The following is a 24,316-nucleotide window of genomic DNA, read 5'->3' as shown; positions in this document are numbered from 1 at the left end:
GAAGTACCAGCTCAAGCCGAGGGACTGGGAAGCGGCCGAGCGGGAGGGCCGGACCATCGCACCGCTCATCACCCGGCTCAACGCCGTCCGACGGCAGCACCCGGCGCTGCACCGCCTGCGGAACCTCCGCTTCCATCAGACCGACAACGATGCCGTGCTCGCCTACAGCAAGAGCACGGGCACCGACACGGTCATCGTGGTCGCCAATCTCGACCCGCAGCACACCCAGGAGGCCACGGTCTCGTTGGACATGCCGCAACTCGGCCTGGACTGGCACGCCGACCTGTCCGTACACGACGAACTGACGGGCGAGACGTACCACTGGGGCAGGACCAACTACGTGCGTCTCACGCCCGGCTCGGTGCCGGCGCACGTGCTCCACGTCGGGCGATCGACGCCCCAGATCGGAGGGCCCGCAGCGTCATGACCGTCAACGACCCCGTACCGGACACCTTCGAGGACACTCCCGCCAAGGACCGGGACCCGGAGTGGTTCAAACGCGCCGTCTTCTACGAGGTCCTGGTCCGCTCCTTCCACGACAGCAACGGCGACGGCGTCGGCGACCTGAAGGGCCTGACCGCCAAGCTCGACTATCTCCAGTGGCTGGGGGTCGACTGTCTGTGGCTGCCGCCGTTCTTCCAGTCCCCGCTGCGGGACGGCGGTTACGACGTCTCCGACTACACCGCCGTCCTCCCGGAGTTCGGTGACCTCGCCGACTTCGTGGAGTTCGTGGACGCCGCCCACCAGCGCGGCATGCGCGTCATCATCGACTTCGTCATGAACCACACCAGCGACCAGCACCCGTGGTTCCAGGAGTCCCGCAAGAACCCCGACGGCCCGTACGGGGACTACTACATGTGGGCCGACGACGACAAGCAGTACGAGGACGCCCGGATCATCTTCGTCGACACCGAGGTCTCCAACTGGACCTTCGACCCGGTACGCGGCCAGTACTACTTCCACCGCTTCTTCTCGCACCAGCCGGACCTGAACTACGAGAACCCGGCCGTCCAGGAGGAGATCCTGGCCGCCCTGCGCTTCTGGCTGGACCTGGGGATCGACGGCTACCGCCTGGACGCGGTGCCCTACCTCTACGCGGAGGAGGGCACCAACTGCGAGAACCTGCCGGCGACCCACGAGTTCCTGAAGCGGGTCCGCCGCGACATCGACGCGATGTACCCGGACACCGTGCTGCTGGCGGAGGCCAACCAGTGGCCCGAGGACGTCGTCGACTACTTCGGCGACTACACCGCCGGCGGCGACGAGTGCCACATGGCGTTCCACTTCCCGGTCATGCCGCGCATCTTCATGGCCGTACGGCGGGAATCCCGCCATCCGGTCTCGGAGATCCTGTCCAAGACCCCCGCGATCCCGTCCGGCTGCCAGTGGGGCATCTTCCTGCGCAACCACGACGAGCTGACCCTCGAGATGGTCACCGACGAGGAACGCGACTACATGTGGGCCGAGTACGCCAAGGACCCGCGGATGCGCGCCAACATCGGCATCCGCCGGCGCCTGGCGCCACTGCTCGACAACGACCGCAACCAGATCGAGCTGTTCACGGCCCTGCTGCTGTCCCTGCCCGGCTCGCCGATCCTCTACTACGGCGACGAGATCGGCATGGGCGACAACATCTGGCTCGGCGACCGCGACGCCGTCCGCACCCCCATGCAATGGACCCCCGACCGCAACGCCGGCTTCTCGACCTGCGACCCGGGACGTCTCTTCCTGCCGACCATCATGGACCCGGTCTACGGCTACCAGGTCACCAACGTGGAAGCCTCCATGTCCTCCCCGTCCAGCCTGCTGCACTGGACCCGCCGCATGATCGAGATCCGCAAGCAGAACCCCGCCTTCGGACTCGGCTCGTTCACGGAACTCCAGTCCTCCAACCCGGCGGTGCTGGCGTTCCTGCGCGAGTACGGCGACGACCTGGTGCTGTGCGTGAACAACTTCTCCCGCTTCGCCCAGCCCACCGAACTCGATCTGCGGACCTACGACGGACGGCATCCGGTCGAGCTGATCGGCGGGGTGCGTTTCCCCGCCATCGGTGAACTTCCCTACCTGCTGACCCTCCAGGGCCACGGCTTCTACTGGTTCCGGCTCACCCGAGTCGCATCCCGCATCGGCCGCCGCCGCTGAGCGCCGGCGTCGAGGAAAGGACGCGTCACCATGCCGAAGACCATCACCGCCCGACCGCGCACCGCGGCCGGCCTCGACGGGCCCCTGGCCTCGCTGGGCGGGCTGCTGCGCGAATGGCTGCCGCGGCAACGCTGGTTCGCGGGCAAGGACCGGCCCGTCACCGATCTGTCGGTGCTGTCCATGACCGAGCTGTTCCCGGGGTGTGTGCACCTGCTGGTGCACGCCTCGCACGCGCCGGTGCCCACCCCCGGCGGCACTCCCCCGCCCGGGGACTGCTACCAGCTGCTGCTGGGCCTGCGCCGGCACCTCGCCCCGCGGCTGGAGCGGGCGTTCATCGGGCGCGCGGAGGAGGGCCCGCTGGCCGGGCTCGCGGTCTACGACGCGCTGCACGACCCGCGCTCGGCCCATCTGCTGCTGGAGCGGCTGCGGCAGCCCGGCGCGGTGGGCCCGCTGCGCTTCGAGGCGAACCCGGCCGCCCGGGTGCCGGGCGGACTGCCGCCGCGGCTGCTGGACGCCGAGCAGTCCAACTCCTCGATCGTGTACGGCGACGCGTACATCCTGAAGGTCTTCCGGCGGATCCAGCCGGGCGTCAACCCGGACCTGGAGGTGCCGGCCGCGCTGGCCGCGCAGGGCTGTGACCGGGTGCCCGCGCCGGTGGCCTGGTTCACCACGACCGCCCCGCGCCCCGCCACCCTCGGGGTGCTCCAGCCGTTCCTGCCGGCCGCCACCGACGGCTGGACGCTGGCGCTGCGGGCGCTCGCCGCCGGAGACGACTTCACGACCGAGGCCCGGGCGCTGGGCCGGGCCATGGCCGAGGTGCACCTGGCGCTGGCCGAGGCGTTCCCGCCGGCCGGACCGGGCGAGAACGGCCGTACGGCCGAGGCGATGTGTGCGCGGCTGGACGCCGCCGCGCACGCCGTCCCCGGGCTGGTGCCCTTCGTGCCCGGCCTGAAGGCCGCGTTCGGGGCGCTCGCCACGTGCGACACCGGGCCGCCGGCCCAGCGCATCCACGGCGATATGCACCTCGGGCAGGTGCTGCGGGCCGGCCGCGACTGGTTCGTCATCGACTTCGAGGGCGAACCGTCCCGCCCCCTCGCCGAGCGGCGGGCCCCTCAGTCCCCGGTGCGGGACGTCGCCGGGATGCTGCGCTCCTTCGACTACGCGGCCCGGCAGCGCCGCCCCTGGCGACCCGAGTGGGCGCGCCGCTGCCGGGAGGCGTTCTGCGCGGGCTACGCGGCCCGCGCCGGCTGGGATCCACGCAAGAAGCACGCGCTGCTGCGCGCGCACGAGACGGACAGGGCGGTCTACGAGGTGCTGTACGAGGCGAGACACCGGCCGGACTGGCTGCCGGTTCCGATGGCGGCGATCAAGCGACTCGCCGTGTGGGGAGGCTGACGCATGGCACTGCGCGACACCACCCGTCCCGAGGCCGCGGGCCCCGTGCCGCCCGCGGCCGTCCCCCTGGACGCCGCCGACCGCGGCCGGCTGCTCGCCGGCGCGCACCACGATCCGCACGCCCTGCTGGGCGCCCATCCGGTGCCGGGCGGCACCCTGTTCCGGGCGCTGCGGCCGAACGCCCGGGCGGTGAGCGTCCTGATCGACGGGACGCGCACCGAGATGTGGTCGGAGGGCGACGGTCTCTTCGCGACCGTCCTGCCCTGCCCGGAGGTGCCGGCGTACACGCTGCTGGTGGCGTACGGCGAGGCCGAGCAGGAGGTGCACGACCCGTACCGCTTCCTGCCCGCCCTCGGCGAGCTGGACCTGCATCTGATCCGGGAGGGCCGGCACGAGCAGCTGTGGCGGGCGCTCGGTGCCGAGCCGATGGTCCACCAGGGCGTGGCCGGCACCCGCTTCACCGTGTGGGCGCCGAACGCGCAGGGGGTGCGCGTCGCCGGGGACTTCACCTACTGGGACGGCACGCAGTACCCGATGCGGTCGCTCGGCGCGTCCGGGGTGTGGGAGCTGTTCCTGCCCGGGATCGGCGAGGGCACCCGGTACAAGTTCGAGATCACCTCCCGGTACGGCCACCGGTTCCTGAAGGCCGACCCGATGGCGCGGCGCACGGAGGTACCGCCGGACACGGCGTCCATCGTGACGTCCTCGCACTACGCGTGGGGGGACGCGGAGTGGATGGCGCACCGCGGCGACATCCCCGTGCACGAGGCGCCGTTCTCGGTGTACGAGGTGCATCTGCCGTCGTGGCGGCCCGGATCGACGTACCGGCAGCTCGCGGACGAACTGCCCGCCTACGTCAAGGAGATGGGCTTCACGCACGTGGAGCTGATGCCGGTGGCGGGGTATCCCTTCAGTGGCTCCTGGGGCTATCAGGTCACGTCGTACTACGCGCCGACGCCCCGGCTCGGTGACCCGGACGACTTCCGGTACTTCGTGGACGCCTGTCACCGGGCCGGCATCGGTGTGATCATGGACTGGGTGCCGGCGCACTTCCCCAAGGACGACTGGGCGCTGGCCCGTTTCGACGGGGATCCGCTGTACGAGCCCGGGAACGCGCTGCGCGCCGAGCACCCGGACTGGGGGACGTACGAGTTCGACTACGGTCGCACGGAGGTGCGCAACTTCCTCGTCGCCAACGCCGTCTACTGGTGTGAGGAGTTCCACATCGACGGCCTGCGGGTGGACGCCGTCGCCTCGATGCTCTATCTCGACTACTCGCGGGACTCCGGCCAGTGGGAGCCGAATGTGTTCGGCGGCCGGGAGGACCTGGACGCCGTCGCCTTCCTCCAGGAGATGAACGCCACGGTCTACCGCCGCTGCCCGGGCGTGGTGACCATCGCCGAGGAGTCCACCGCGTGGGACGGGGTGACCCGGCCGACGGACAGCGGCGGGCTGGGGTTCGGGCTGAAGTGGAACATGGGGTGGATGCACGACTCGCTGGAGTACATCCAGAAGGAGCCGGTGCACCGCAAGTACCACCACAACGAGATGACCTTCTCGATGGTGTACGCCTGGAGCGAGAACTACGTCCTGCCGATCTCCCACGACGAGGTCGTCCACGGCAAGCAGGCGCTGGTGTCGAAGATGCCCGGCGACTGGTGGCAGCGGCGTGCCAACCACCGCGCCTACCTCGGCTTCATGTGGGCCCACCCGGGCAAGCAGCTGTTGTTCATGGGGCAGGAGTTCGCGCAGGGAGCGGAGTGGTCCGAGGCGCACGGCCCGGAGTGGTGGCTGCTCGGCGACGACTACCACTCCGCCGGTGATCACCGGGGTGTCCAGGATCTCGTGCGGGACCTGAACACGGTGTACCGGGCGACGCCGGCGCTGTGGCAGCGGGACACCGATCCGGGCGGCTTCCGGTGGGTGCTGTGCGACGCGGGGGACGACAACGTCCTGGCGTTCCTGCGGTTCGCCGCGGACGGCGGCCCGCTGCTGGCGGTGTCGAACTTCTCGCCCGTCGTCCGGCACGACTACCGCCTGTGGGTCCCCGACGAGTCCCCCGCCTGGCGGGAGGAGCTCAACACCGACGACGTCCGCTACGGCGGCGGCGGGGTCGGCGCCGAGGGGCCGGTGAAACCCGTCGACGGGTTCCTGAACCTGACACTGCCGCCGCTCGCCACCGTCTGGCTGGTGCCGGAGCGCTGACCGCCCCAGGTGTCGGCGGCCGTGCCGGGGGCAGTCGGGGTCGTACAGACCGCGACCACCCCTCGCGGCACGGACAGAAGGGCGGCACCACGTGCGCACCGTCGGAGTGGAGGAGGAACTCCTTCTGGTCGATCCGGACAGCGGCGAGCCGAAGGCGCTGGCATCGGCCGTCCTCGCCCGTGCCGCCCAGGACCATCCCGGGCAGGACGTGTTCGAGAAGGAGCTGTTCGGGCAGATGCTGGAGTTCGCCACGCATCCGCAGTCGGACATGGCGGACCTCGGTGACGAGATCGTGCGGTGCCGCAAGGAGGCGGCCCGGCACGCCGGGGAGATCGGCTGCGGGGTCGCCGCGCTCGCGGCGTCGCCACTGCCGGTCAGCCCCTCGCTGACGGTGAACGAGCGCTACCGGTGGCTGGCCGAACGGTTCGGGATACCGACCTGGGAGCAGCTGGTGTGCGGCTGCCATGTGCATGTGTCGGTGGAGTCCGACGAGGAGGGCATCGCGGTCCTCGACCGGCTGCGCCCGTGGCTGGCGGTGCTGCGGGCGGCCAGCGCGAACTCACCGTTCTGGCAGGGCCGGGACACCAGCTACGCGAGCTATCGCAGCCGGGTGTGGAACCGCTGGCCGTCGGCCGGGCCGACCGAGCCGTTCGGGACCGCCGAGCGGTACCACCGGCGGGTGACCGACATGGTGGCCACCGGGGTCATCCTGGACGAGGCGATGGCCTACTTCGACGCACGCCTGTCCGCCCGCTATCCGACGGTGGAGCTCCGGGTGGCGGACGTGTGCCTGGGCGCGGAGACCGCCGTGCTGATCGCGACGCTCGCCCGCGCCCTGGTGGAGACGGCCGCACGGGAGTGGCGGGCGGGCCGGCCGGCGCCGGATCCCGGCGTGAGCATGCTCCGGCTGGCCGACTGGCAGGCCGCCCGGTTCGGCCTGGAGGAGGACCTGCTCGACCCGGTGACCCTGCGGCCCCGGCCCGCCGGGCGGGTGCTGCACTCCCTGCTGGAGCACGTCGGGGACGCGCTCACCGACAGCGGTGACGCGGCCCGCGCCGAGCGGGCCGTGGCGGAACTGCTGCGGACCGGCAACGGCGCGCGCGAGCAGCGCCGACTGCTGGAGCGCACCGGCAGCCTGCGGGACATGGTCACCGAGTGCGTGCGGCGTACGCAGGCCTGAGCGTTCGGTCAGAGGATCAGGATCAGGGCGTAGACCAGGAAGAACGCCGCGATCAGGATCACGAGGGCCAGGATCAGCGCCAGCGGCGCCTTCGCCCAGCCCTTCGTCGGATTGTGCGTCTCCCGGGGCCCGGCCTCGGGCATGCTGCTCTCGGCGGGCGGGGTCTCGCCGGGCGGGACTCCGCCGCCGGGCTCCAGCCCGGTGCTGCGTTCAGGCTCCGGATCGGGGTTCACATGACTCATGCCCCCCGAGTCCCCAGGACACGGCCACATCATCAACCGATCACGACTTCCCCGGTTCCGGTCACCGAATGCGCTTGCCTGGGCTACATTCGAGCACCGCCGACACCGAGCCGGTCGGCGGAGTGACCCTCCGTACCACCAGGAGCAGCGCATGCGGAACGTCGCCCTCGCTCCAGCCGTTGCCCCGCCGCTCACCGGCGGCCTCGCCGACAGTGTGTTCGCGACGGCGGACCGGAATCCGACGCTGCCGATGCTCGCGCGCCGCGCGGGTCCCGCCGCGACCGGCTGGGAGGAGGTGACCGCGGTCGAGCTGCGGGACGAGGTGGTCGACCTGGCCAAGGGCCTGATCGCCGCCGGGATCTCGCCCGGCCACCGGGTGGCGCTGATGGCCCGCACCCGGTACGAGTGGACCGTGCTCGCCCATGCGCTGTGGGCCGTGGGCGCCGAGGTGGTACCGATCCATCCGGCCGCCTCGCGGGACCAGGTCGAGTGGATGTTGCGGGACGCCGGCTGTGTGGCCGTGGTCGTGGAGGACGAGCAGGGTGTCATGACGGTCGGCACCGTGTGCACCCGGCTGCCCCGGCTGCGGCACGTGTGGCAGCTGGACGCGGGCGCCCTGCCCGAGCTGGTCGGGCGGGGCACGGTCGTGCCGTACACCACCGTGGAGTCGCTGCGCCGGATCGTGCTGCCGGACTCGACGGCGGCCGTCGTCTACACCTCCGGCACCTCGGGGCGCCCGCTGGGCTGTGCGCTCAGCCACCGCGGCCTGGCCTATCCCTGCGACACCCTGCTGGCCGGCTGGGCGCACACCGCGGCGCCCCCGGGCGAGCAGCCGTCCGTGCTGGCCTTCCTGCCGTTCTCCCATGTCTACGGCCTCATGATCATGCTGATGTGTGTGCGGGGCGGGGTCCTGATGGCGCACGAGCCGGAGCTGACCGAGGCGACCCTGGCGTCGGCGCTGAGCACGTTCCGGCCGACGTATCTGTACGGTGTGCCGTCGGTGTTCGAGAAGCTCTACAAGACGTTCCTGCGCACCGCCCAACAGGCGGGCCGCGGTGCTCTGTTCGAGCGGGCCGCGGAGACCGCGCGGGAGTTCGCCGCGGCCGAGGAGCGCCAGCGGCTGGGCACCGGGCCGGGTCCCGGCCTCGAACTGAAAGTGCAGCACGCCCTGTACGAGCGGACGGTGTACCGCAGGCTGCGGGCCGCGCTGGGCGGACGGGTGGTGCGCGGCACCTCCGGCGGGTCCGCGCTGAGCCGCGAACTGTGCCTGTTCTACGAGGGCATCGGCGTGTTCCTCCACGACGGGTACGGGCTGACCGAGGCATCCGGCGGGATCACCATGCAGCCGCTCGGCCGGGAGAAGTCCGGGACCGTGGGCCGGCCGCTGCCGGGCACCGAGGTCCAGGTGGCCGACGACGGGGAGATCCTGGTGCGCGGTCCCTCGGTGTTCCAGGGCTACATCAGCGACGAGACGGCGACCCGGGCCGCGCTGCGCCGCGGCTGGCTGGCCACCGGCGACATCGGGCGGCTGGACTCCGAGGGCTATCTGACGATCACCGGGCGCAAGAAGGACATCATCGTCACCAGCAGCGGCAAGAGCGTGGCGCCGGCCCTGCTGGAGCAGCGGCTGCGCATGCATCCGCTGGTCCACCAGGCGGTGGTGATCGGCGACGACCGGCCGTGCGTGGGTGCCCTGATCACCCTGGACCCGGAGTTCCTCGCGCACTGGCGGGCCGCCCTGGCGCTGCAGGGCGACTCCGCGGTCCGGGAGGCCCGGGAGGACAACGCGCTCCGCGAGGAGATCGCGCGGGCCGTCGCCTCCGCCAACAGCGCGGTGTCCCGCGCGGAGTCCGTCAGGGTCTACCGTGTCCTCCAGGAACCCTTCGCACCGGACAACGGGCTGCTCACGCCGTCCATGAAGCTGCGCCGGGACGCCGTCGTGCGGCACTACGCGGCCGAGATCGAGGCGATGTACCAGGCGCGCTCCCGGTCGCGGGGTCCGCAGGAGCCGGTGGAGTGGGACGAGCCGGACGACGTCTTCCGCTGAGGAGGTGCACCGTGCGGGCCGAGGGGAGACGGATAGCCTGCGCGGGTGTGGGAACCCGCAGCGCAGCAAGAGATCAACGACGACGACCGTCCTGGCCGCAAGGGTCCGCACCGGGCCCCTCCGGGCCGGGACCGGGGAATGCGAGATGGTGACGGAGCCGCGCTGGGACGACACGCCCCCCTCGGAGGAGAGGTACGAGCGTACGTTCTCCTTCCCCGGTGAGCTGCGCAACGTCACGGGAGCGCGGCTCGCCGCGGAGGAGTTCCTGGGCGCGCTCGCCGTGGAGGCGCCGCCGGGCGCACACGAGTACTGGGACGACATCCTGCTGGTCGTGACGGAGTTGGCCGCGAACGCGATCCAGTACGCGCCCGGTCCGTTCGACCTGCGGATGCGCCGCACCTTCGACGGGGTGCACGTGACGATGCGGGACACGAGCCGGACCAGGCCGGAGCCGCGGCCGTTCCACCCGCGTACGGGCGGTGGCGGGATCGGCTGGCACCTGGTGCACACGCTGTGCACCCAGGTCAGCGTGGTCGTGCACGACCGGGGCAAGGACATCCACGTGTTCCTGCCCTGGTGACGGGTGTTCGACGTGTAGGGGTGACGGGGGTGGCGGGTGTTCGACGTGTAGGTGTGCGCCAACCGGTTACTCCCTCCCCGTGTGGGGGCATGTTGCCCTCCACGCGTTCGTTGCCTGCCGCAGCCGGCTGACGGAACGGTCGGCACCACGGTGGGATCGGAGTCGGTGCGCAGCGATCCAGGGCACACGAACGGCGTCGAGTCGGACCGCCTGGAGCCGCAGAAAGGGACATATACCGTGACACGACCCAGGATCCTGGTGGTTGGCGCAGGCTTCGCCGGAGTCGAGTGCGTCCGCCGCCTGGAGCGGAAACTCGCCCCCGACGAGGCCGACGTCACGCTGGTGACGCCCTCCTCCTACCAGCTCTATCTGCCCCTGCTGCCCCAGGTCGCCTCCGGCGTGCTCACGCCCCAGTCGATCGCGCTGTCCCTGCGCCGCAGCAAGAGGTACCGCACCCGGATCATCCCCGGCGGCGCGATCGGCGTGGACCTGAAGGCGAAGGTGTGCGTCGTCCGCACCATCACCGACAAGATCGTCAACGAGCCCTACGACTACATCGTGCTGGCGCCGGGCAGCGTGACCCGCACCTTCGACATCCCGGGCCTGACCGACCACGCCTTCGGGATGAAGACCCTCGCCGAGGCCGCCTACATCCGCGACCACGTCATCTCGCAGCTCGACCTCGCGGACGCCAGCGACGACCCGGCCGAGCGGGCCGCGCGGCTCCAGTTCGTGGTGGTCGGCGGCGGATACGCGGGCACCGAGACCGCGGCCTGCCTCCAGCGGCTCACGCACGCGGCCGTCCAGCGCTACCCGCGCCTGGACCCGGGCCTGATCCGCTGGCACCTGATCGACATCGCGCCCAAGCTCATGCCCGAGCTGGGCGACAAGCTCGGCCGCAGCGCCCAGGAGATCCTCAAGCGGCGCGGCATCGAGGTCTCGCTGGGCGTGTCGATCGACAAGGCAGGCGCGGAGGAGGTCACCTTCACCGACGGCCGGGTGGTGCCGACGCACACCCTGATCTGGACGGCCGGTGTGGTCGCCAGCCCGCTGATCGCCACGCTCGGCGCGGAGACGGTCAAGGGCCGGCTGGCGGTCACCGCGGAGATGTGCCTGCCGGGCCAGGACGGGGTGTTCGCACTCGGCGACTCGGCGGCCGTGCCGGATCTGGCCAAGGGCCAGGAGGGCGCGGTCTGCCCGCCCACCGCGCAGCACGCCATGCGGCAGGGGAAGAAGGTCGCCGACAACGTCATCGCGACGCTGCGGGGCCGGCCGATGCAGCCGTACGTGCACAAGGACCTGGGGCTCGTCGTCGACCTCGGCGGCAAGGACGCGGTGTCCAAGCCGCTGGGCATCGAGCTGCGCGGGGTGCCCGCGCAGGCCGTGGCCCGCGGCTACCACTGGTCGGCGCTGCGCACCAACGTCGCCAAGGCCCGGGTGATGACCAACTGGCTGCTGAACGCGGTCGCGGGCGACGATTTCGTCCGCACCGGCTTCCAGGCACGCAAGCCGGCCCGGCTGAAGGACTTCGAGTTCACCGACGCGTATCTGACGCCGGAGCAGGTGCGGGCCCGGGTGGAGGGCCCGGCCGGCGACCAGCCGTGAGGTGACCGGGCCGTCGTAGGTCGGTCGGCTGACGTCCGAGCCAGGCCCTGGTGGCCGCCACGCCCGCCCGGGGCAGGAAGCCCCGGGCGGGCGTGCGATGCTGGGTCGAAGATCGATGTCTGGCACGGGAGAGAGCGCGGCGGCGTGAGGGCAGCGGGACGGTCGGGACGGGTACGGATGTGGGACCGGCTCGCGGCTTCGGATCCGGGGCTGCTCCGGCTCACCGCGGGACTGCGCACGGTCACCGCCATCGCGCTCGCCCTCGCCGTCCTCGCCGTCCTGCGCGTCCCGGTGCCCCAGTTGGTCGCCGGCGCCATGGCGGCGATGGCCGCCACCTTCGCCATCCGGGAGAAGCAGCGCTCCGGGCAGGCGGTGACACTCGCGCTCGGCCTGCCGGTCGCGCTGGCGTCGGTGTCGCTGGGCACGCTGCTCAGCCAACGGGTGGTCGCCGGGGACCTGTTCTTCGTCGTCCTCATCTTCTGCGCCGTCTACGGCCGCCGGTTCGGCGACCGGGGCACGGCGCTGGGGCTGATCGGCTTCCAGATCTACTTCCTCTCCCTGTTCGTGGGCGCCACGCCCGCTGTGCTGCCCGCGCTGTACGGGGTGGTCTGCGTGGCGTTCGCGTGCAGTGCCGCCGCCCGGTTCGTGCTGCTGCCGCAGACCCCCGCGGGCACGCTGGACCGGCTGCGGCGGGCCTTCCGCGCCCGGCTCGCCCAGTTGCTCGCCAGCCAGGCGGAGTTGCTGGACGCGGGGCCCGAGGAGGCCGAGAAGGTGCTGGCGGACCTGCGCACCCGCACCGCGCGGCTGCACGAGACGGCACTGATGATCCAGGGCCGGCTGGAGGACGGCACCTCGGACCCGGCAGTGGCCCGGCTGCTGCAGCGCCGGATCGCGGACGCCGAGATCGCCGCCGAGCGGCTCGGTCTGCTGCTGCTCACGGCGCGCACCGCCGAGCGGACCGACACCCTCACCCTGCATCTGCCGGGCGCCTCGCTGCCCTCCGGGGGCGAGCTGCCGGTGCGGGACGAGGCGACGGCCGCGCTGCGCCGGGACCTGGAGGCGCTGCGGCTGCTGATGCTGCGGCCGGCCGGCGAGGCCGCGGGGACCGCACTCGCACAGGTGCGCAACCGGCTGCTCGGCTACCGCGAGGAGGAGAATCTGCCCGAGGCGTCCCCGGCCGTGCAGGACGTCTTCCGGGGCCTCGGCGAGGCCGCCCGCGCTTCGCTCGGCCTGCGGCTGGCCCTGGACGGGCCGCAGGACGAGTCCGACGACTCCCCGGCGACCGCCCGCTCGCGCGAGGAACTGGACGCCGAGGACGCCGCGATCGAGATCAGCGAGGAGAGCGAGCCGGAGGAGCCGGAGCCGGCCGGCCTGAAGCGGCCCACCACCCGGGCCGCGGTCCAGGTGGCCGTCGGCTCCTCGCTGGCCATCGCCGGCGGTGAGCTGCTGTCCAGCCAGCGCTGGTACTGGGCGGTGCTGACCTGCTGGATCGTGTTCATCAACACCGCCTCCACCGGCGAGATCCTGGTGAAGGGCTACCGGCGACTGCTGGGCACGGTGCTCGGGGTGGTGGCCGGCATCGGGCTCGCCGGACTGGTCGGGCATCACACCTGGACGGCGTTCGCGCTGGTGCTGCTGCTCATCTTCGCGATGTTCTACACCGCGCCCCTGTCGTACACGCTGATGTCGTTCTTCGTCACGGCGATGCTGGGGCTGCTGTACACCCTGCTGAACACGTACAGCATGGCGGTGCTGGTGCTGCGGATCGAGGAGACGGCGCTCGGCGCGGCCTGCGGGGTGATCGCGGCGGCGGTGGTGCTCCCGATTCACACGGACCGCCGGACCAACGACCTTCTCGTGGCGGTCCTGGACCGGCTCACCGACGTCACCCGGGGCGCCGTCGACCAGCTGAGCGGCGGGGCGGGCGGCGACCTGGTGGAGCAGGCGCGGGACCTGGACCAGGCGCTGGCGGACCTGCGGGCGGCCACCCAGCCGCTGACGCATCCGATCACGCCGCTGCGCTCGCGCCGGGACACCGCGCGCTATGTGGTGGCCTTGCTGGAGACCTGCGCCTACCACGGGCGTTCGCTGGCGGCGACGGCGGAGCTGCTGCCGACGCATCCGTCGATCGCGGCGGATCCGCGGCTGCGCGGGGCGTGCGGGCGGATCGTTCACAACATCGAGGCGATCGCCGCGCATGTCGCCGACCCGCGCGTGAAGGCCGGGATCGAGACCGGCCCCAGCATCGCGTCGATGCTGGAGCCGGGCACCCCGCGCACCCCGCGCTACGGGCGGGTGACCGACCGCGTGCTGCGCCACCTCCAGCGGCTGGACGAGGCGGTCTCCGGCCTGGCGCGCCCGCTGGGCCTCGCCGGCGGTCCGGCGCGACCTGGCGGGTGAGCGCTCACCGCGGCTCGCTACCGGGGCGGCGGCTGCCGAGCGCCTCGTCGCGGACGCGGGCGCAGCTGCGGCTGATCAGCCGCGAGACGTGCATCTGGGAGATGCCGAGCCGGTCGGCGATACGGCTCTGGGTCATGTCCTCGAAGAAGCGCATGTAGAGAATGGCGCGTTCCCGCTCGGGCAGCCGGCGCAGCCCTTCCTTGGCGGCCTCGCGGTCGACCACGACGTCGTAGGAGGTGTCCGCCGCGCCGAGGGTGTCGGCGAGGCTGTAGCCGTCGTCACCGGCGGACAGCTCGGCGTCCAGCGACAGGGTGCTGAAGCTCTCCAGCGCCTCCATGCCGGCGGACACCTCTTCCTCGGTGAGTCCGGTGTGGGCGGCGATGTCGGCGACGGTGGGTTCGGGGCTGCCGGGGTTCTGGGTGAGGTCCCGCCGGGCCACTCGCACCCGGTTGCGCAGCTCCTGCACCCGGCGCGGCACCCGCAGGGCCCACATCCGGTCGCGGAAGTGCCGCTTGACCTCTCCGGTGATGGTCGGCACGGCGTAGCTCTCGAAGGCTCCGCGGGACGGGTCGAAACGGTCGATGGCCTTCACCAGCCCGAGCGCGGCGACCTGGCGCAGATCCTCGACGGACTCGCCGCGGTCGCGGAACCGCCCGGCGATCCGGTGGGCCATGGGCAGCCATGCGGTGACGAGTTCGTCGCGCACGGCGTCCCGCTCGGGGCCGTCGTCCAGTTCCGCCAGCCGGGCGAACAGTTCCGCGGTGTCGGGAGCGTCGTCGTGGCTGCGCCGGGCGGGCGCCGCGGCGGCGGTGGGGGCTGTCGTACCGCCGGTCGGGGCGGACGTGCCGGGACGGCTTGTCGACATGTCGGTCAGCATGCGGAATCGCTCCTGAACGTGGTTTCAGGGCACGGCCGGAACAGGGGTTCCGGGTCCTGGCCCGAACGGTGGTGTCAGGGTCGCCGCGGGGAGCGCCACCGGGCCCGCCAGGAGGGGGCCCAGGCGGCTGTACTGCTCCCCATCGGGCGCGCGCCTCCGGTCCGAAGCACGAGATTCCGTCTGCCCCTCGGCCCCGCGCGCAAACGCCGGTGAGCGGAACTTCGAAAACCGCTTCAGTACAGCGGGACGACGGCCGTGATGCACTTGCCGCCGAAGGGCAGCTCCGCCACCCGTATGTCGCGGGCCAGCCGGCAGATGATGGGCCAGCCACGGCCGCCGGGCAGGGTGCGGCCGTGACCGTCGCCGTCCGGGGCGGCCACCGGGAGTTCGTCGCTGCGGTCGCTCACCGAGACGTGCACCCCGCCGGAGTCGACGTCGACGTCGAAGCCGGTGATGCCCCCGCCGTGCAGCAGTGCGTTGGTGGTGAGTTCCGAGGTGACCAGCAGGGCGTCCTCCACCGCCTCGGGCGGGCACGGGAGCGCGCAGGCGCGGCACCGTTCCGTCATCACGCGCTGGACCGTTCTGCGGGCCTCGGCCGGCCGGCACGGCACCCTGCGGGGCGGCTCCGGCAGGATCGCGGAGGAGCTGGTCCGGTGCTTTTGGCGCATCCCTTTCCTCCCTGGAACGGTGCCCGTATCGCCAGAATCCCTCCTCTTTCGGCTCTCCCCGGAGAGCAGGGTCAAACACCCTCGGTGCCGGTGCCATCACCGCGCATCTCGCGGGTACCCGAGCGGCATGACGGATGTCGTGGACGCGGACGAGTTGTTGCGGCGGATCCGGCGAGGCCGGGACCGCGCGGCCGAGGAGGAGCGGGCCTGGCGGGAGCGGGCGCAGAGCCTGACGGCGACGGATCCCGAGGGCGCCCGGGAGGCGGCGCAGCGGGCGCGGTCGTTCGAGGCGGTCCTGCTGGCGCTGGAGGAGATCGTCTGCCCGGGCGGTGATCCGGCGCGGACGGAGGGAGTGAAACAGGTCACCTGACCCGCTTCTGGTTACCCAAAAGTCCGGCAGGTGGTTTACGGTTCATCCATACGTGACGCCGGAGCGGCGCGGAACCGTCCTTCCCCCCTCCCCGCGTCACCGCATACGGCCCTGGCTGGTCTCCCCCGTCCAGCCAGGGCTTTTTGCTGCCCGGAGAGCGACGGGACCAGCGGCAGGACGGCGGAAGTGCGCTTCCTTCGAGGTGCTCGGTCCGGCGGCAGCGGCTGAAATGGGCTTAAGCACCGCACGTGAACCGCCGCCGGCGAGGAGCCCCGCGCCATGACCAAAGCGATCAAACTGCTCACCGCCCTGCCCCAGGCGCAACGTGAACGCCTGATGGAGCTGGCCGAGGAGGTGTCCTTCCCGGAGGACACCCGGATCTTCGAGGCCGGCGGCACGGCCGACCGGTTCTGGGTCATCCGCTCGGGCGCGGTCCACCTGGACCAGGAGGTCACCTCCCGGCAGCGGGTGACCGTGGCCACCCTCGGCGCGGGCGACATGCTCGGCTGGTCCTGGCTGTTCCCGCCGTACCAGTGGGACTTCGGCGCGGTCGCCTTCAGCAACGTGCGGGCCTACGAGTTCGACGGGCCCTCGGTGCTCGCGCTGTGCGTGGAGGACCCGCTGCTCGGGCTCTCGGTGGTGCGGACGGTGGCCGAGATCCTCGCCCACCGTCTGGAGACGACCCGAGGGAAGCTGATGGACCAGTACACGTCCCGCAGGCGGGGCCCGCTCTAGGCCGTCAGATCCGGTAGCGGCGCAGTGCCGGGACGGCGAAGGCCAGGGCCAGCATCACCACGACGACCAGCGCGCCGCCGCCCGCGACCGCGGCCCGCGGGCCGAAGGCCGAGCCGGCGGTGCCGTGCAACACGTCGGCCAGCCGCGGGCCGCCCGCGACGACCACCGTGAACACCCCCTGCATCCGGCCGCGCATCTCGTCGGTCGCCGCCGACAACAGGATCGCGCTACGGAACACCATCGAGACCATGTCCGCGACCCCGGCCGCGGCGAGGAAGGCGACGGCGACCCAGAGGTTGCCGCTCAGCCCGAACCCGGCGATGGCCACACCCCAGCCGACCACCGCCCCGACGACCATCCAGCCGTGCCGGCGGGCCCGCGAGAACACGCCGGAGAACAGCCCGCCGAGCACGGCACCGACCGGGATGCCGGCGAACAGCACGCCGAGCGCGAGCCCCTCGCCGTAGGAGCCGTACGTCTGCGCGGCCAGCTGCGGGAACAGGGCGCGGGGCATGCCGAACACCATGGCCACGATGTCGGCGAGGAAGGACAGCAGCAGCACCTTGCGCCCGGAGATGTACCGGAACCCGGCGGCTATCTCGCGCACCCCGGCCCGGCGGGCGGCGGCCTCGCCGAGCGGCGGCAGCGCGGGCAGCCGGACGACGGCCCACACGGTCACGCACAGCGCCACGGCGTCGATCAGGTACAGCTCCGGCAGCCCGATGACCGGAATGAGAGCACCGGCGAGCAGCGGGCCCGCCACCAGACCGGTCTGCATCACCGTCGAGCCGAGCGCACCCGCGGCGGCCAGCTGCTCGGCCGGGACCAGGCGGGCGATGGACGCGTTGCGGACGGGCGCGTTGAGCCCGAAGAACGCCTGCTGGAGCGCGAGCAGGACCATGAGGACGACGACCGACTCCACACCGGTGACGGCTTGGACCCAGAACAGCAGCGAGGTCACCGCGATGCCGCCGTTGGTCACCAGCAGCAGCTTGCGGCGGTCCACGGTGTCGGCGACCGCCCCGCCCCACAGCGCGAAGGCCACCATGGGCAGCAGGCCCGCCAGGCTCGCGTAGCCGACCCAGGCCGAGGAGTGGGTGAGGTCGTAGATCTGCTTGGGTACGGCGACGGCGGTGAGCTGGCTGCCGACGGCGGTGACGATGGTCGACGACCACAGGCGCCGGTAGGCGGGGATGCGCAGGGGCCGGGTGTCCATCGCCCAGCGGCGCCAGCCGCGCCGGGGCGGGGGCTCGGCCGCCGGCGCGTCGGCGACGGTCTCGGTGCTGCTCTCGCTCGTGTTCACGGATGTCCTGGTTGCTCGTTACACCTTTTTACTTCGAGAGCCTCACTATCGCAGCAACACCCGGGCTCTCTCGAACGAATTGCTCAGGCACCCGCGACCAGGGTCGCGCCCAGGGCGAGCATGGTGGCGGCGACCAGGCCGTCCAGCACCCGCCAGGCGCCGGGCCGGGACAGGAAGCGGCCGAGCAGCCGGGCGCCGAAGCCGAGCGCGCTGAACCAGCACAGGCTGGCGAGCGCGGCACCGAGCCCGAAGGTCCAGCGCAGCGGGCCCCGGTCGGCGGCGATGGAGCCGAGCAGGAACACGGTGTCCAGATAGACGTGCGGGTTCAGCCAGGTCATCGCCAGACAGGTGAGGACCGCCCGGCGGCGCGAGCCGGCCGCCTCGCCCTCCGCCCGCAGCCCGGTTCCGGGCCGCAGGACCCGGCGGGCGGCCAGGGCGCCGTAGCAGAGAAGGAAGGCGCCGCCGACGATGCCGATCGCGCGGAGGGCGCCCGGCCAGGCCACGACCACCGCGCCGACCCCGCCAACACCGAGGGTGATGAGCACCGCGTCGGACAGGGCACAGATGCCGACCACGGCGAGGACGGCGTCCCGGCGCACCCCCTGGCGCAGGACGAAGGCGTTCTGGGCGCCGATGGCGACGATCAGGGAGAGGCCGGTGCCGAATCCGGCGGCCGCGGCGGTCAGGGCGTGGTTCATGGCTCCGACGCTAGGAAAGCGCCGCTCTCAAGTACAGCTAAAGATTTTTACGTACCTTTAGTACTCGTGATGTCAGACCTGCCTCTGGAACAGGTGCGGACCCTGCTGGCCGTGGTGGACGAGGGCACGTTCGACGCGGCCGCCGCCGCGCTGCATGTGACGCCGTCGGCGGTCAGCCAACGGGTCAAGGCCCTCGAACAGCGCACCGGCCGGGTGTTGCTCCAGCGCACCAAACCGGTGCGGCCCACGGAGTCCGGCGCGGTGCTGGTCCGGTTCGCCCGGCAGCTGGCCCGGCTGGAGCGGGACGCATGGGGCGAGTTGGGGCTCAGCGGCACCGGGGAGCCGACGCGGGTGTCGGTCGCGGTGAACGCGGACTCGCTGGCGACCTGGTTCCTGCCGGCCCTGACCCGGGTCGCGGGCCTCTGCTTCGAGCTGCACCGGGAGGACGAGGACCACACGGCGGCGCTGCTGCGCGAGGGCCTGGTGATGGCGGCGGTCACCTCCTCGCCCGATCCGGTGCCCGGCTGCACGGTCCGTCCGCTCGGCCGGATGCGCTATCTGCCGGTGGCCGCCCCCGGGTTCGCCGCGACCCACCTGGACGGGCGGCCCCTGGCGGAGGCGCTGCCCCGGGCGCCCGTCGTGGTCTTCGACCGCAAGGACGACTTCCAGGACGGCTTCGTGCGCCGCCTGGGCCGCGGCTCCGCCGGCCGGCTCCGGCACTCCGTCCCCACCTCGGAGGGTTTCGTGGACTCCGTCGCCGCGGGTCTCGGCTGGGGCATGGTCCCGGAGGCACAGGCCGGCCCCCTGCTGGCCCGTGGACGGCTGGTCGTGCTCGCCCCCGGCGAGTGGATGGACGTGGCGCTCCACTGGCAGCAGTGGAAGCTCGACTCCCCCGCGCTGGCGACCCTGGCCGACGCGGTGACCGCCACGGCGGCGGAGACACTGCGCCGCTGAGGAGCCGAGGCGCAGGGCCGCTGAAGCGCCGGCCACCGGGACGCCGCGGCACAGGGCCGCCCTCTCGGGCAGGCCGAACTCCCCGTCGCCGGTGCCTGGTCGGGCAACCCGGCGCTCTTCGCGCCCCGCTTTTCGGCCTGTTGGCCGCATGCGGTTCCCGCGAGGTCGTACGTCCCCTCGGGCGACCGGAACGCGACCGTCTTGCGATCCCCGGCGGTTGCGCCGTTTCACGCCGTCCCCATCGGTCACCCGAACCCGCAGAACACATTCGACACGACACCGGACGACTTCGATCCGACCCAGGAGGCTCCGATGGAAAACTGGCGTGACCATGCCGCGTGCCGCCACGAGGACCCCGATCTGTTCTTCCCGATCGGCACCACCGGGCCGGCGCAGGTGCAGACCCAGCAGGCCAAGGCGGTGTGCGGGCACTGCCCGGTCCGCGCACAGTGCCTGGAGTGGGCGCTGGACACGGACCAGAGCATCGGCATCTGGGGCGGTACGACGGAGCTGGAACGCCGGGCGCTGCGCCGCCGCGCCCGCTCCCGGCAGCGCTCCGGCTGAGCTGCGAGCGGCCTCAGCGGCCCCCTCGCCGCAGGGTCCCCCACTCCCGCTGTTGCCGGGCCACCTCGTCACTGGCCGCGTCGATCACCTTGTCGGCGATCCAGCACAGCGGATCGACGTCGGCGACGAGCGGCTCGTTGTCGGGGCCCCGGCCGGCCTCCCGGCCCCGCAGCACCCAGGGGCGTACGCCGGGGCCCTTGTCGTGCGGCAGGTGGGCGTAGTCGAACAGCCGGCGCGCCACCCACAGCTCCAGGGACCGGTCCTGCCACCAGTCCTCGACGTCGAGCGGATTGGCGGACAGACCGGGCATGGGGACGCCGGTCAGCTCGTCGGTGCTGGACACGTCCTCGAGGTCGGTGCCGGGTCCCTTGGACCAGCGCACGTACAGGCCCTGGTGCCGTTCCACCAGACGGGCCAGCTCGGCGAGTGTGGACACGACCGGCAGGTCGTCCGGTGCGCTCATGACATGACCTCCCTCTGCTGCGCGTCGCGCGACCGGAGTACCCCCGGCGTGCGCCGGGAATCGGACCGCAGCCCTCCGCTCTCGGCACGACGTCGTCGCCGGCCCGCAGCGGCTCGCGCTGCAGGCGCAGTGTGCCGGCGTCGGCCGCGGCGAGGCCCTGAGCTCGTCGTTGATCCACGGCCTGCCCGCAGCGGGCTGGTGCGGAAGCGGTCGGGGATCAGGTGCCGTCCGGCTTGCCCGGCGTGTACAGCCAGGTGCGGAACAGTCCCTGCAGCCGCTTGCCCGACTTCTGCTCGGCAAGCCTGACGAACTGGGCCGTCGTCCCGTGTGCGGCGCGGTGGTCGCCCGCCCATGCGCGCAGGATCCGGAAGAAGTCCCGGTCGCCGACGGCCCGGCGCAGTTCGTGCAGGGCCATGGCGCCGCGGGCGTAGACGGGCGTGCCGAAGATCCGGGCGCCGCTGCCGGGGTCGCCGGGCGGGTAGGCCCACAGGCCGTCGCCGGCGGGGCGGGCGTAGAGGGCGTCGAAGGCGTGCTGGGCGCTGGGGCCGCCGTGCTGCTCGGCGTAGAGCCACTCGGCGTAGGTGGCGAAGCCCTCGTTGAGCCAGATGTCCTTCCAGGCGGTGAGGGAGACGGAGTCGCCGAACCACTGGTGGGCGTTCTCGTGGACGAGGGTGTCCAGGTCGGGCGCGGAGGCGTAGACCGGCCGGGTCTGGGTCTCCAGGGCGTAGCCGACGTCCGGGGCGTGGTCGACGATCGAGCCGGCGGCCCGGAACGGGTACGGCCCGAACAGTTTGCTCTCCCACTCCAGTACGGAGGGCAGTTTCTTCAGCACGGGCGCGGCAGCGCGCGCCTCCCGGGCGTCCACGGCGTTGTACACCTGGATGCCGTCGCGGGTGGTGTACCGCTCGACCTGGAACTTCCCGATGGTGGCGGTGGCCAGGTAGGCGGCCATGGGCTGGGGCTCGCGCCAGCGGAAGGTGGTCCGCCCGTGCGCGGTGTGCCGTCCGAGCAGGACGCCGTTGGCGACGGCGGTGCGCCCCTGGGGCACGGTGATCGTGAAGTCGTAGGACGCCTTGTCCTTGGGGTGGCCGTTGGCCGGGAACCAGGTCATCGCGCCCTGCGGTTCCCCCGCGACGAACGCGCCGTCGTCGGTGGGGATCCAGCCGTCGGCCGAGCCGTCGGGGTCGGTGACCGGCTTCGGGGTGCCGTGGTAGGCGACCGTGACGCGGAACTCCTCTCCCGCGCGCAAGGTCTGGCGCGGGGTCACGACGAGTTCCTGGCCGTCACGCCGGAAAGCGGCCGGCGTGCGGTCGACGGTGACGGCGGTGACCTTGAGGCCCTTCAGGTCCAGGTCGAAGCGGCTGAGCCGGTGGGTGGCGCGGGCGGTGAGCACCGCCGTGGCGTCCAGGCGGCGGGAGCCGGTGTCGTAGCGGAGCGTCAGATCGTAGTGGCGGACGTCGTAGCCGCCGTTGCCGCTGAGCGGGAAGTACGGGTCGCCCGCGCCGGACGCGCCGGTCGTGCCCGTCGCCGGCGGCCCCGCGGCCCCGAGGAGCGCCGTCACGGCGACGGGGACGGTGGCGAGGACGGCGGTACGGCGTCGGGCGGGCTGTCTGCGGGATGGCGTCACGTGCGCTCCTCCGGAGGGGTGGCCGGTGATCGACTGGCCGCCAGACTAGGGGCGGCGGGCACCCTGTTTCCCCCTTCTTCCGGTCAAGTCCGGTCGCGTCGCCGTCTGCTGGGCGGGACGGGCCGCAGTACGCTCGCGGAACCGTCCGCGAATCGAGGAAGGCCCCACCGTGAGCGTGCGTGTGCGCCGGATCTACGAACCGCCCGAGCCCGACGACGGCCTGCGCGTGCTGGTCGACCGGCTGTGGCCGCGCGGCCTCGCCAAGGACGCGGCGCATGTCGACGAGTGGCCCAAGGGGCTCACGCCCTCGACCGAGCTGCGCACGTGGTACCACGCGGGCGAGGGCTCGTACGAGGAGTTCCGCCGCCGGTACGAGGCGGAACTCGATGCTCCGGAGGCCGCCGGACTCCTCGACGGCCTGCGCACATCGGCCCGCAAGGGGCGCGTGACGCTGCTGACGGCGTCGAAGACACCGGAGCAGAGTCACGCGTCCGTGCTGGCGGAGCTGCTGAAGGGCTGAGGTCAGCCGGTCTGCCGCGCCGCCGCGCGTCCCGCCGCGCGCCCCGAGAACAGGCAGCCGCCGAGGAAGGTGCCCTCCAGGGCGTTGTAGCCGTGGACGCCGCCACCGCCGAACCCGGCCACCTCGCCGGCCGCGTACAGCCCCTCGATCGGCGTGCCGTCGGTGCCGAGGGCACGGGAGTCCAGGTCGGTCTGGATGCCGCCGAGGGTCTTGCGGGTCAGCACGTGCAGCCGGACGCCGATGAGGGGGCCCGCGGCGGGATCGAGGATGCGGTGCGGGGTGGCGACCCGGCCGAGCCGGTCGCCGATGTAGCGGCGGGCGTTGCGGATGCCCTGGACCTGGGCGTCCTTGCTGTACGGGTTGGCGATCTGGAGGTCGCGGGCCTCGATCTGGCGGCGCACCTCGGCCGCGTCCAGCAGCGGCTTGCCCGTCAGGCCGTTCATCTTCTCGACCAGCTGCTCCAGGCTGCCCGCGGTGACGAAGTCGGCGCCCCGGTCGAGGAACGCCTGCACCGGGGCGGGGGCGCCCTTGCCGAGCAGCCGGTCGCGCAGCACGGCCTTGCGGTCCTTGGCAGTGATGTCGGGGTTCTGCTCGGACCCGGAGAGCGCGAACTCCTTCTCGATGATCTTCCGCGTGAGGATGAACCAGGAGTGGTCGTACCCGGCTATGTCCTCGGTGGTGCGCAGGTACGCGAGCGTGCTCCGGGTGTCGTAGCCGGGCAGGCAGGGGTCGGGCAGCCGGCGGCCGAGGGCGTCGAGCCAGACGGAGGACGGGCCGGGCAGGACGCGGATGCCGTGGCCGGGCCAGATGGGGTCCCAGTTCTCCAGGCCCTCGGTGTAGTGCCACATGCGGTCGCGGTTGACGAGGCGTACGCCGGCCTCGGCGCTGATGTCGAGCATGCGGCCGTCGACGTAGGCCGGGACGCCGGTGACCATCTCGGCGGGGGGCGTGCCGAGCCGCTCGGGCCAGTAGCGGCGGACGATGTCGTGGTCGGCGCCGATGCCGCCGGTGGTCACGACGACGGCCTGCGCGGTCAGTTCGAAGTCGCCGGTCCGCTCGCGGCTGGAGGCGACACCGCGCGGGGAGTCGTCGGGGGCGAGGACCGTGCCGCGCACCCCGCGTGCCGTGCCGCCCTCGATGACCAGCTCGTCCACCCGGTGGCGGTGGTGGAAGGTGAGCAGCCCGTCCCGGGCGGCCTGCCGGGCGTACCGGACGAAGGGCTCGACCACGCCGGTGCCGGTACCCCAGGCGACGTGGAAGCGGGGCACGGAGTTGCCGTGCCCGTCCGCCCGCAGGTCGCCGCGCTCGGCCCAGCCGACGGTGGGCAGCAGCTCGATGCCGTGCCCCTGGAGCCAGGACCGCTTCTCGCCGGCCGCGAACTCGACGTAGGCGCGGGCCCAGCGCACCGCCCAGGAGTCCTCGTCCTCCAGCCGGTCGAACTGCGCGCTGCCCTGCCAGTCGTTCCAGGCGAGGCCGAAGGAGTCCTTGATGCCGAGGCGGCGCTGTTCGGGCGAGTCGACGAGGAAGAGCCCGCCGAAGGACCAGAACGCCTGGCCGCCGAGGTTGGCGGCGTTCTCCTGGTCGACCAGGGCCACCCGGCGGCCCCTGCCGGTGAGTTCGTGCGCCGCGACCAGGCCGGCGAGACCGGCTCCGACGACGATGACGTCCGCGTCCATGGCGAAGGTGTCCTTCCTGACGGTGCTCATACGGCCGTGCGCCCACGGCCGTGCTCAGCCGGCCG

22 protein-coding genes are annotated in these 24,316 nt (G+C 72.6%); 14 read left to right on the top strand and 8 right to left on the bottom strand.

The features are described from left to right. The 5 genes from ACZ7DL_RS37525 to ACZ7DL_RS37505 all read left to right on the top strand — a co-directional run. Positions 1 to 427 (top strand): alpha-glucosidase C-terminal domain-containing protein (locus tag ACZ7DL_RS37525; RefSeq protein WP_470781342.1); only part of this gene is annotated, 427 nt, incomplete at its 5' end. Continuing rightward, positions 424 to 2,142 carry a maltose alpha-D-glucosyltransferase gene (gene treS, locus ACZ7DL_RS37520; protein WP_470781340.1) on the top strand — a complete coding sequence of 573 codons (1,719 nt, stop codon included), beginning with the start codon at positions 424 to 426 and terminating at the stop codon, positions 2,140 to 2,142. The genes ACZ7DL_RS37525 and treS, both read left to right, overlap by 4 nt. A 30-nt stretch (positions 2,143 to 2,172) precedes the next feature. Then, positions 2,173 to 3,537 (top strand): maltokinase N-terminal cap-like domain-containing protein, encoded by a 1,365-nt coding sequence (locus ACZ7DL_RS37515; protein WP_470781338.1) that lies wholly within the window; start codon positions 2,173 to 2,175, stop codon positions 3,535 to 3,537. Between the two features lie 3 nt (positions 3,538 to 3,540). Beyond that, a complete protein-coding gene (gene glgB / locus ACZ7DL_RS37510; protein ID WP_470781336.1) occupies positions 3,541 to 5,742 on the top strand; it encodes a 1,4-alpha-glucan branching enzyme in 2,202 nt (733 codons plus the stop codon). 91 nt (positions 5,743 to 5,833) lie between these two features. Next, positions 5,834 to 6,922, top strand: a complete 1,089-nt coding sequence (locus tag ACZ7DL_RS37505; protein WP_470781334.1) for a glutamate--cysteine ligase 2 — start codon at positions 5,834 to 5,836, stop codon at positions 6,920 to 6,922. 8 nt (positions 6,923 to 6,930) lie between these two features. On the opposite strand, the gene ACZ7DL_RS37500 is transcribed toward ACZ7DL_RS37505, so the two are convergent. Beyond that, on the bottom strand, positions 6,931 to 7,164 hold the full coding sequence (locus tag ACZ7DL_RS37500; protein WP_470781332.1) for a DUF6480 family protein: 234 nt from the start codon (positions 7,162 to 7,164) through the stop codon (positions 6,931 to 6,933). Positions 7,165 to 7,315: 151 nt separating this feature from the next. Between ACZ7DL_RS37500 and ACZ7DL_RS37495 the strand changes: the two genes are divergently transcribed. The 4 genes from ACZ7DL_RS37495 to ACZ7DL_RS37480 all read left to right on the top strand — a co-directional run bounded on the left by ACZ7DL_RS37495 (position 7,316) and on the right by ACZ7DL_RS37480 (position 13,796). Then, on the top strand, positions 7,316 to 9,211 hold the full coding sequence (locus tag ACZ7DL_RS37495; protein ID WP_470781331.1) for an AMP-dependent synthetase/ligase: 1,896 nt from the start codon (positions 7,316 to 7,318) through the stop codon (positions 9,209 to 9,211). A 145-nt stretch (positions 9,212 to 9,356) separates the two neighbouring features. Continuing rightward, on the top strand, positions 9,357 to 9,791 hold the full coding sequence (locus ACZ7DL_RS37490; protein WP_470781329.1) for an ATP-binding protein: 435 nt from the start codon (positions 9,357 to 9,359) through the stop codon (positions 9,789 to 9,791). A 210-nt stretch (positions 9,792 to 10,001) separates the two neighbouring features. Next, positions 10,002 to 11,396, top strand: coding sequence for an NAD(P)/FAD-dependent oxidoreductase (locus ACZ7DL_RS37485; protein WP_470781351.1), 1,395 nt, complete (start codon positions 10,002 to 10,004; stop codon positions 11,394 to 11,396). A gap of 177 nt (positions 11,397 to 11,573) precedes the next feature. Next, the gene (locus ACZ7DL_RS37480) at positions 11,574 to 13,796 is read left to right on the top strand and encodes an FUSC family protein (RefSeq protein WP_470781349.1); all 2,223 of its coding nucleotides are present in this window, start codon (positions 11,574 to 11,576) and stop codon (positions 13,794 to 13,796) included. A 4-nt stretch (positions 13,797 to 13,800) separates the two neighbouring features. Here the strand turns inward: ACZ7DL_RS37480 and ACZ7DL_RS37475 are convergent, their stop codons facing one another. Both ACZ7DL_RS37475 and ACZ7DL_RS37470 read right to left on the bottom strand, forming a co-directional pair. Further along, entirely contained in the window at positions 13,801 to 14,673 is an 873-nt protein-coding gene (locus ACZ7DL_RS37475; protein WP_470781328.1) for a SigB/SigF/SigG family RNA polymerase sigma factor, read from the bottom strand. Positions 14,674 to 14,906: 233 nt separating this feature from the next. Further along, positions 14,907 to 15,341: an ATP-binding protein gene (locus tag ACZ7DL_RS37470; RefSeq protein WP_470781326.1), complete on the bottom strand. Its 435-nt coding sequence runs from the start codon at positions 15,339 to 15,341 to the stop codon at positions 14,907 to 14,909. Positions 15,342 to 15,468: 127 nt separating this feature from the next. Between ACZ7DL_RS37470 and ACZ7DL_RS37465 the strand changes: the two genes are divergently transcribed. Together ACZ7DL_RS37465 and ACZ7DL_RS37460 are read left to right on the top strand one after the other, a co-directional pair. Next, positions 15,469 to 15,711: a hypothetical protein gene (locus tag ACZ7DL_RS37465; protein ID WP_470781324.1), complete on the top strand. Its 243-nt coding sequence runs from the start codon at positions 15,469 to 15,471 to the stop codon at positions 15,709 to 15,711. Positions 15,712 to 15,990: 279 nt separating this feature from the next. Further along, entirely contained in the window at positions 15,991 to 16,446 is a 456-nt protein-coding gene (locus ACZ7DL_RS37460; RefSeq protein WP_470781322.1) for a cyclic nucleotide-binding domain-containing protein, read from the top strand. A gap of 4 nt (positions 16,447 to 16,450) precedes the next feature. Here ACZ7DL_RS37460 and ACZ7DL_RS37455 read toward each other — a convergent pair whose 3' ends face one another. Continuing rightward, on the bottom strand, positions 16,451 to 17,749 hold the full coding sequence (locus ACZ7DL_RS37455; RefSeq protein WP_470781320.1) for an MFS transporter: 1,299 nt from the start codon (positions 17,747 to 17,749) through the stop codon (positions 16,451 to 16,453). An 83-nt stretch (positions 17,750 to 17,832) separates the two neighbouring features. Further along, positions 17,833 to 18,447 carry a LysE/ArgO family amino acid transporter gene (locus ACZ7DL_RS37450; protein ID WP_470781318.1) on the bottom strand — a complete coding sequence of 205 codons (615 nt, stop codon included), beginning with the start codon at positions 18,445 to 18,447 and terminating at the stop codon, positions 17,833 to 17,835. Positions 18,448 to 18,513: 66 nt separating this feature from the next. Between ACZ7DL_RS37450 and ACZ7DL_RS37445 the strand changes: the two genes are divergently transcribed. After that, a complete protein-coding gene (locus ACZ7DL_RS37445) occupies positions 18,514 to 19,401 on the top strand; it encodes a LysR family transcriptional regulator ArgP (protein ID WP_470781316.1) in 888 nt (295 codons plus the stop codon). Positions 19,402 to 19,713: 312 nt separating this feature from the next. Beyond that, a complete protein-coding gene (locus tag ACZ7DL_RS37440) occupies positions 19,714 to 19,965 on the top strand; it encodes a WhiB family transcriptional regulator (RefSeq protein WP_470781314.1) in 252 nt (83 codons plus the stop codon). 13 nt (positions 19,966 to 19,978) lie between these two features. Here the strand turns inward: ACZ7DL_RS37440 and ACZ7DL_RS37435 are convergent, their stop codons facing one another. Both ACZ7DL_RS37435 and ACZ7DL_RS37430 read right to left on the bottom strand, forming a co-directional pair. After that, entirely contained in the window at positions 19,979 to 20,428 is a 450-nt protein-coding gene (locus tag ACZ7DL_RS37435) for a DUF6098 family protein (RefSeq protein WP_470781312.1), read from the bottom strand. A gap of 217 nt (positions 20,429 to 20,645) precedes the next feature. Then, a complete protein-coding gene (locus ACZ7DL_RS37430) occupies positions 20,646 to 22,055 on the bottom strand; it encodes a M1 family metallopeptidase (RefSeq protein WP_470781310.1) in 1,410 nt (469 codons plus the stop codon). Positions 22,056 to 22,224: 169 nt separating this feature from the next. Between ACZ7DL_RS37430 and ACZ7DL_RS37425 the strand changes: the two genes are divergently transcribed. Continuing rightward, positions 22,225 to 22,575, top strand: a complete 351-nt coding sequence (locus tag ACZ7DL_RS37425) for a DUF488 domain-containing protein (protein WP_470781309.1) — start codon at positions 22,225 to 22,227, stop codon at positions 22,573 to 22,575. A gap of 2 nt (positions 22,576 to 22,577) precedes the next feature. On the opposite strand, the gene ACZ7DL_RS37420 is transcribed toward ACZ7DL_RS37425, so the two are convergent. After that, entirely contained in the window at positions 22,578 to 24,251 is a 1,674-nt protein-coding gene (locus ACZ7DL_RS37420; RefSeq protein ID WP_470781347.1) for an FAD-binding dehydrogenase, read from the bottom strand. Positions 24,252 to 24,316: the final 65 nt, after the last annotated feature.

Source organism: Streptomyces sp. NPDC036984 (assembly GCF_055607665.1).
The sequence above is the reverse complement of the archived record's forward strand: the minus strand, read 5'-3'. Positions and strand labels throughout refer to the sequence as shown.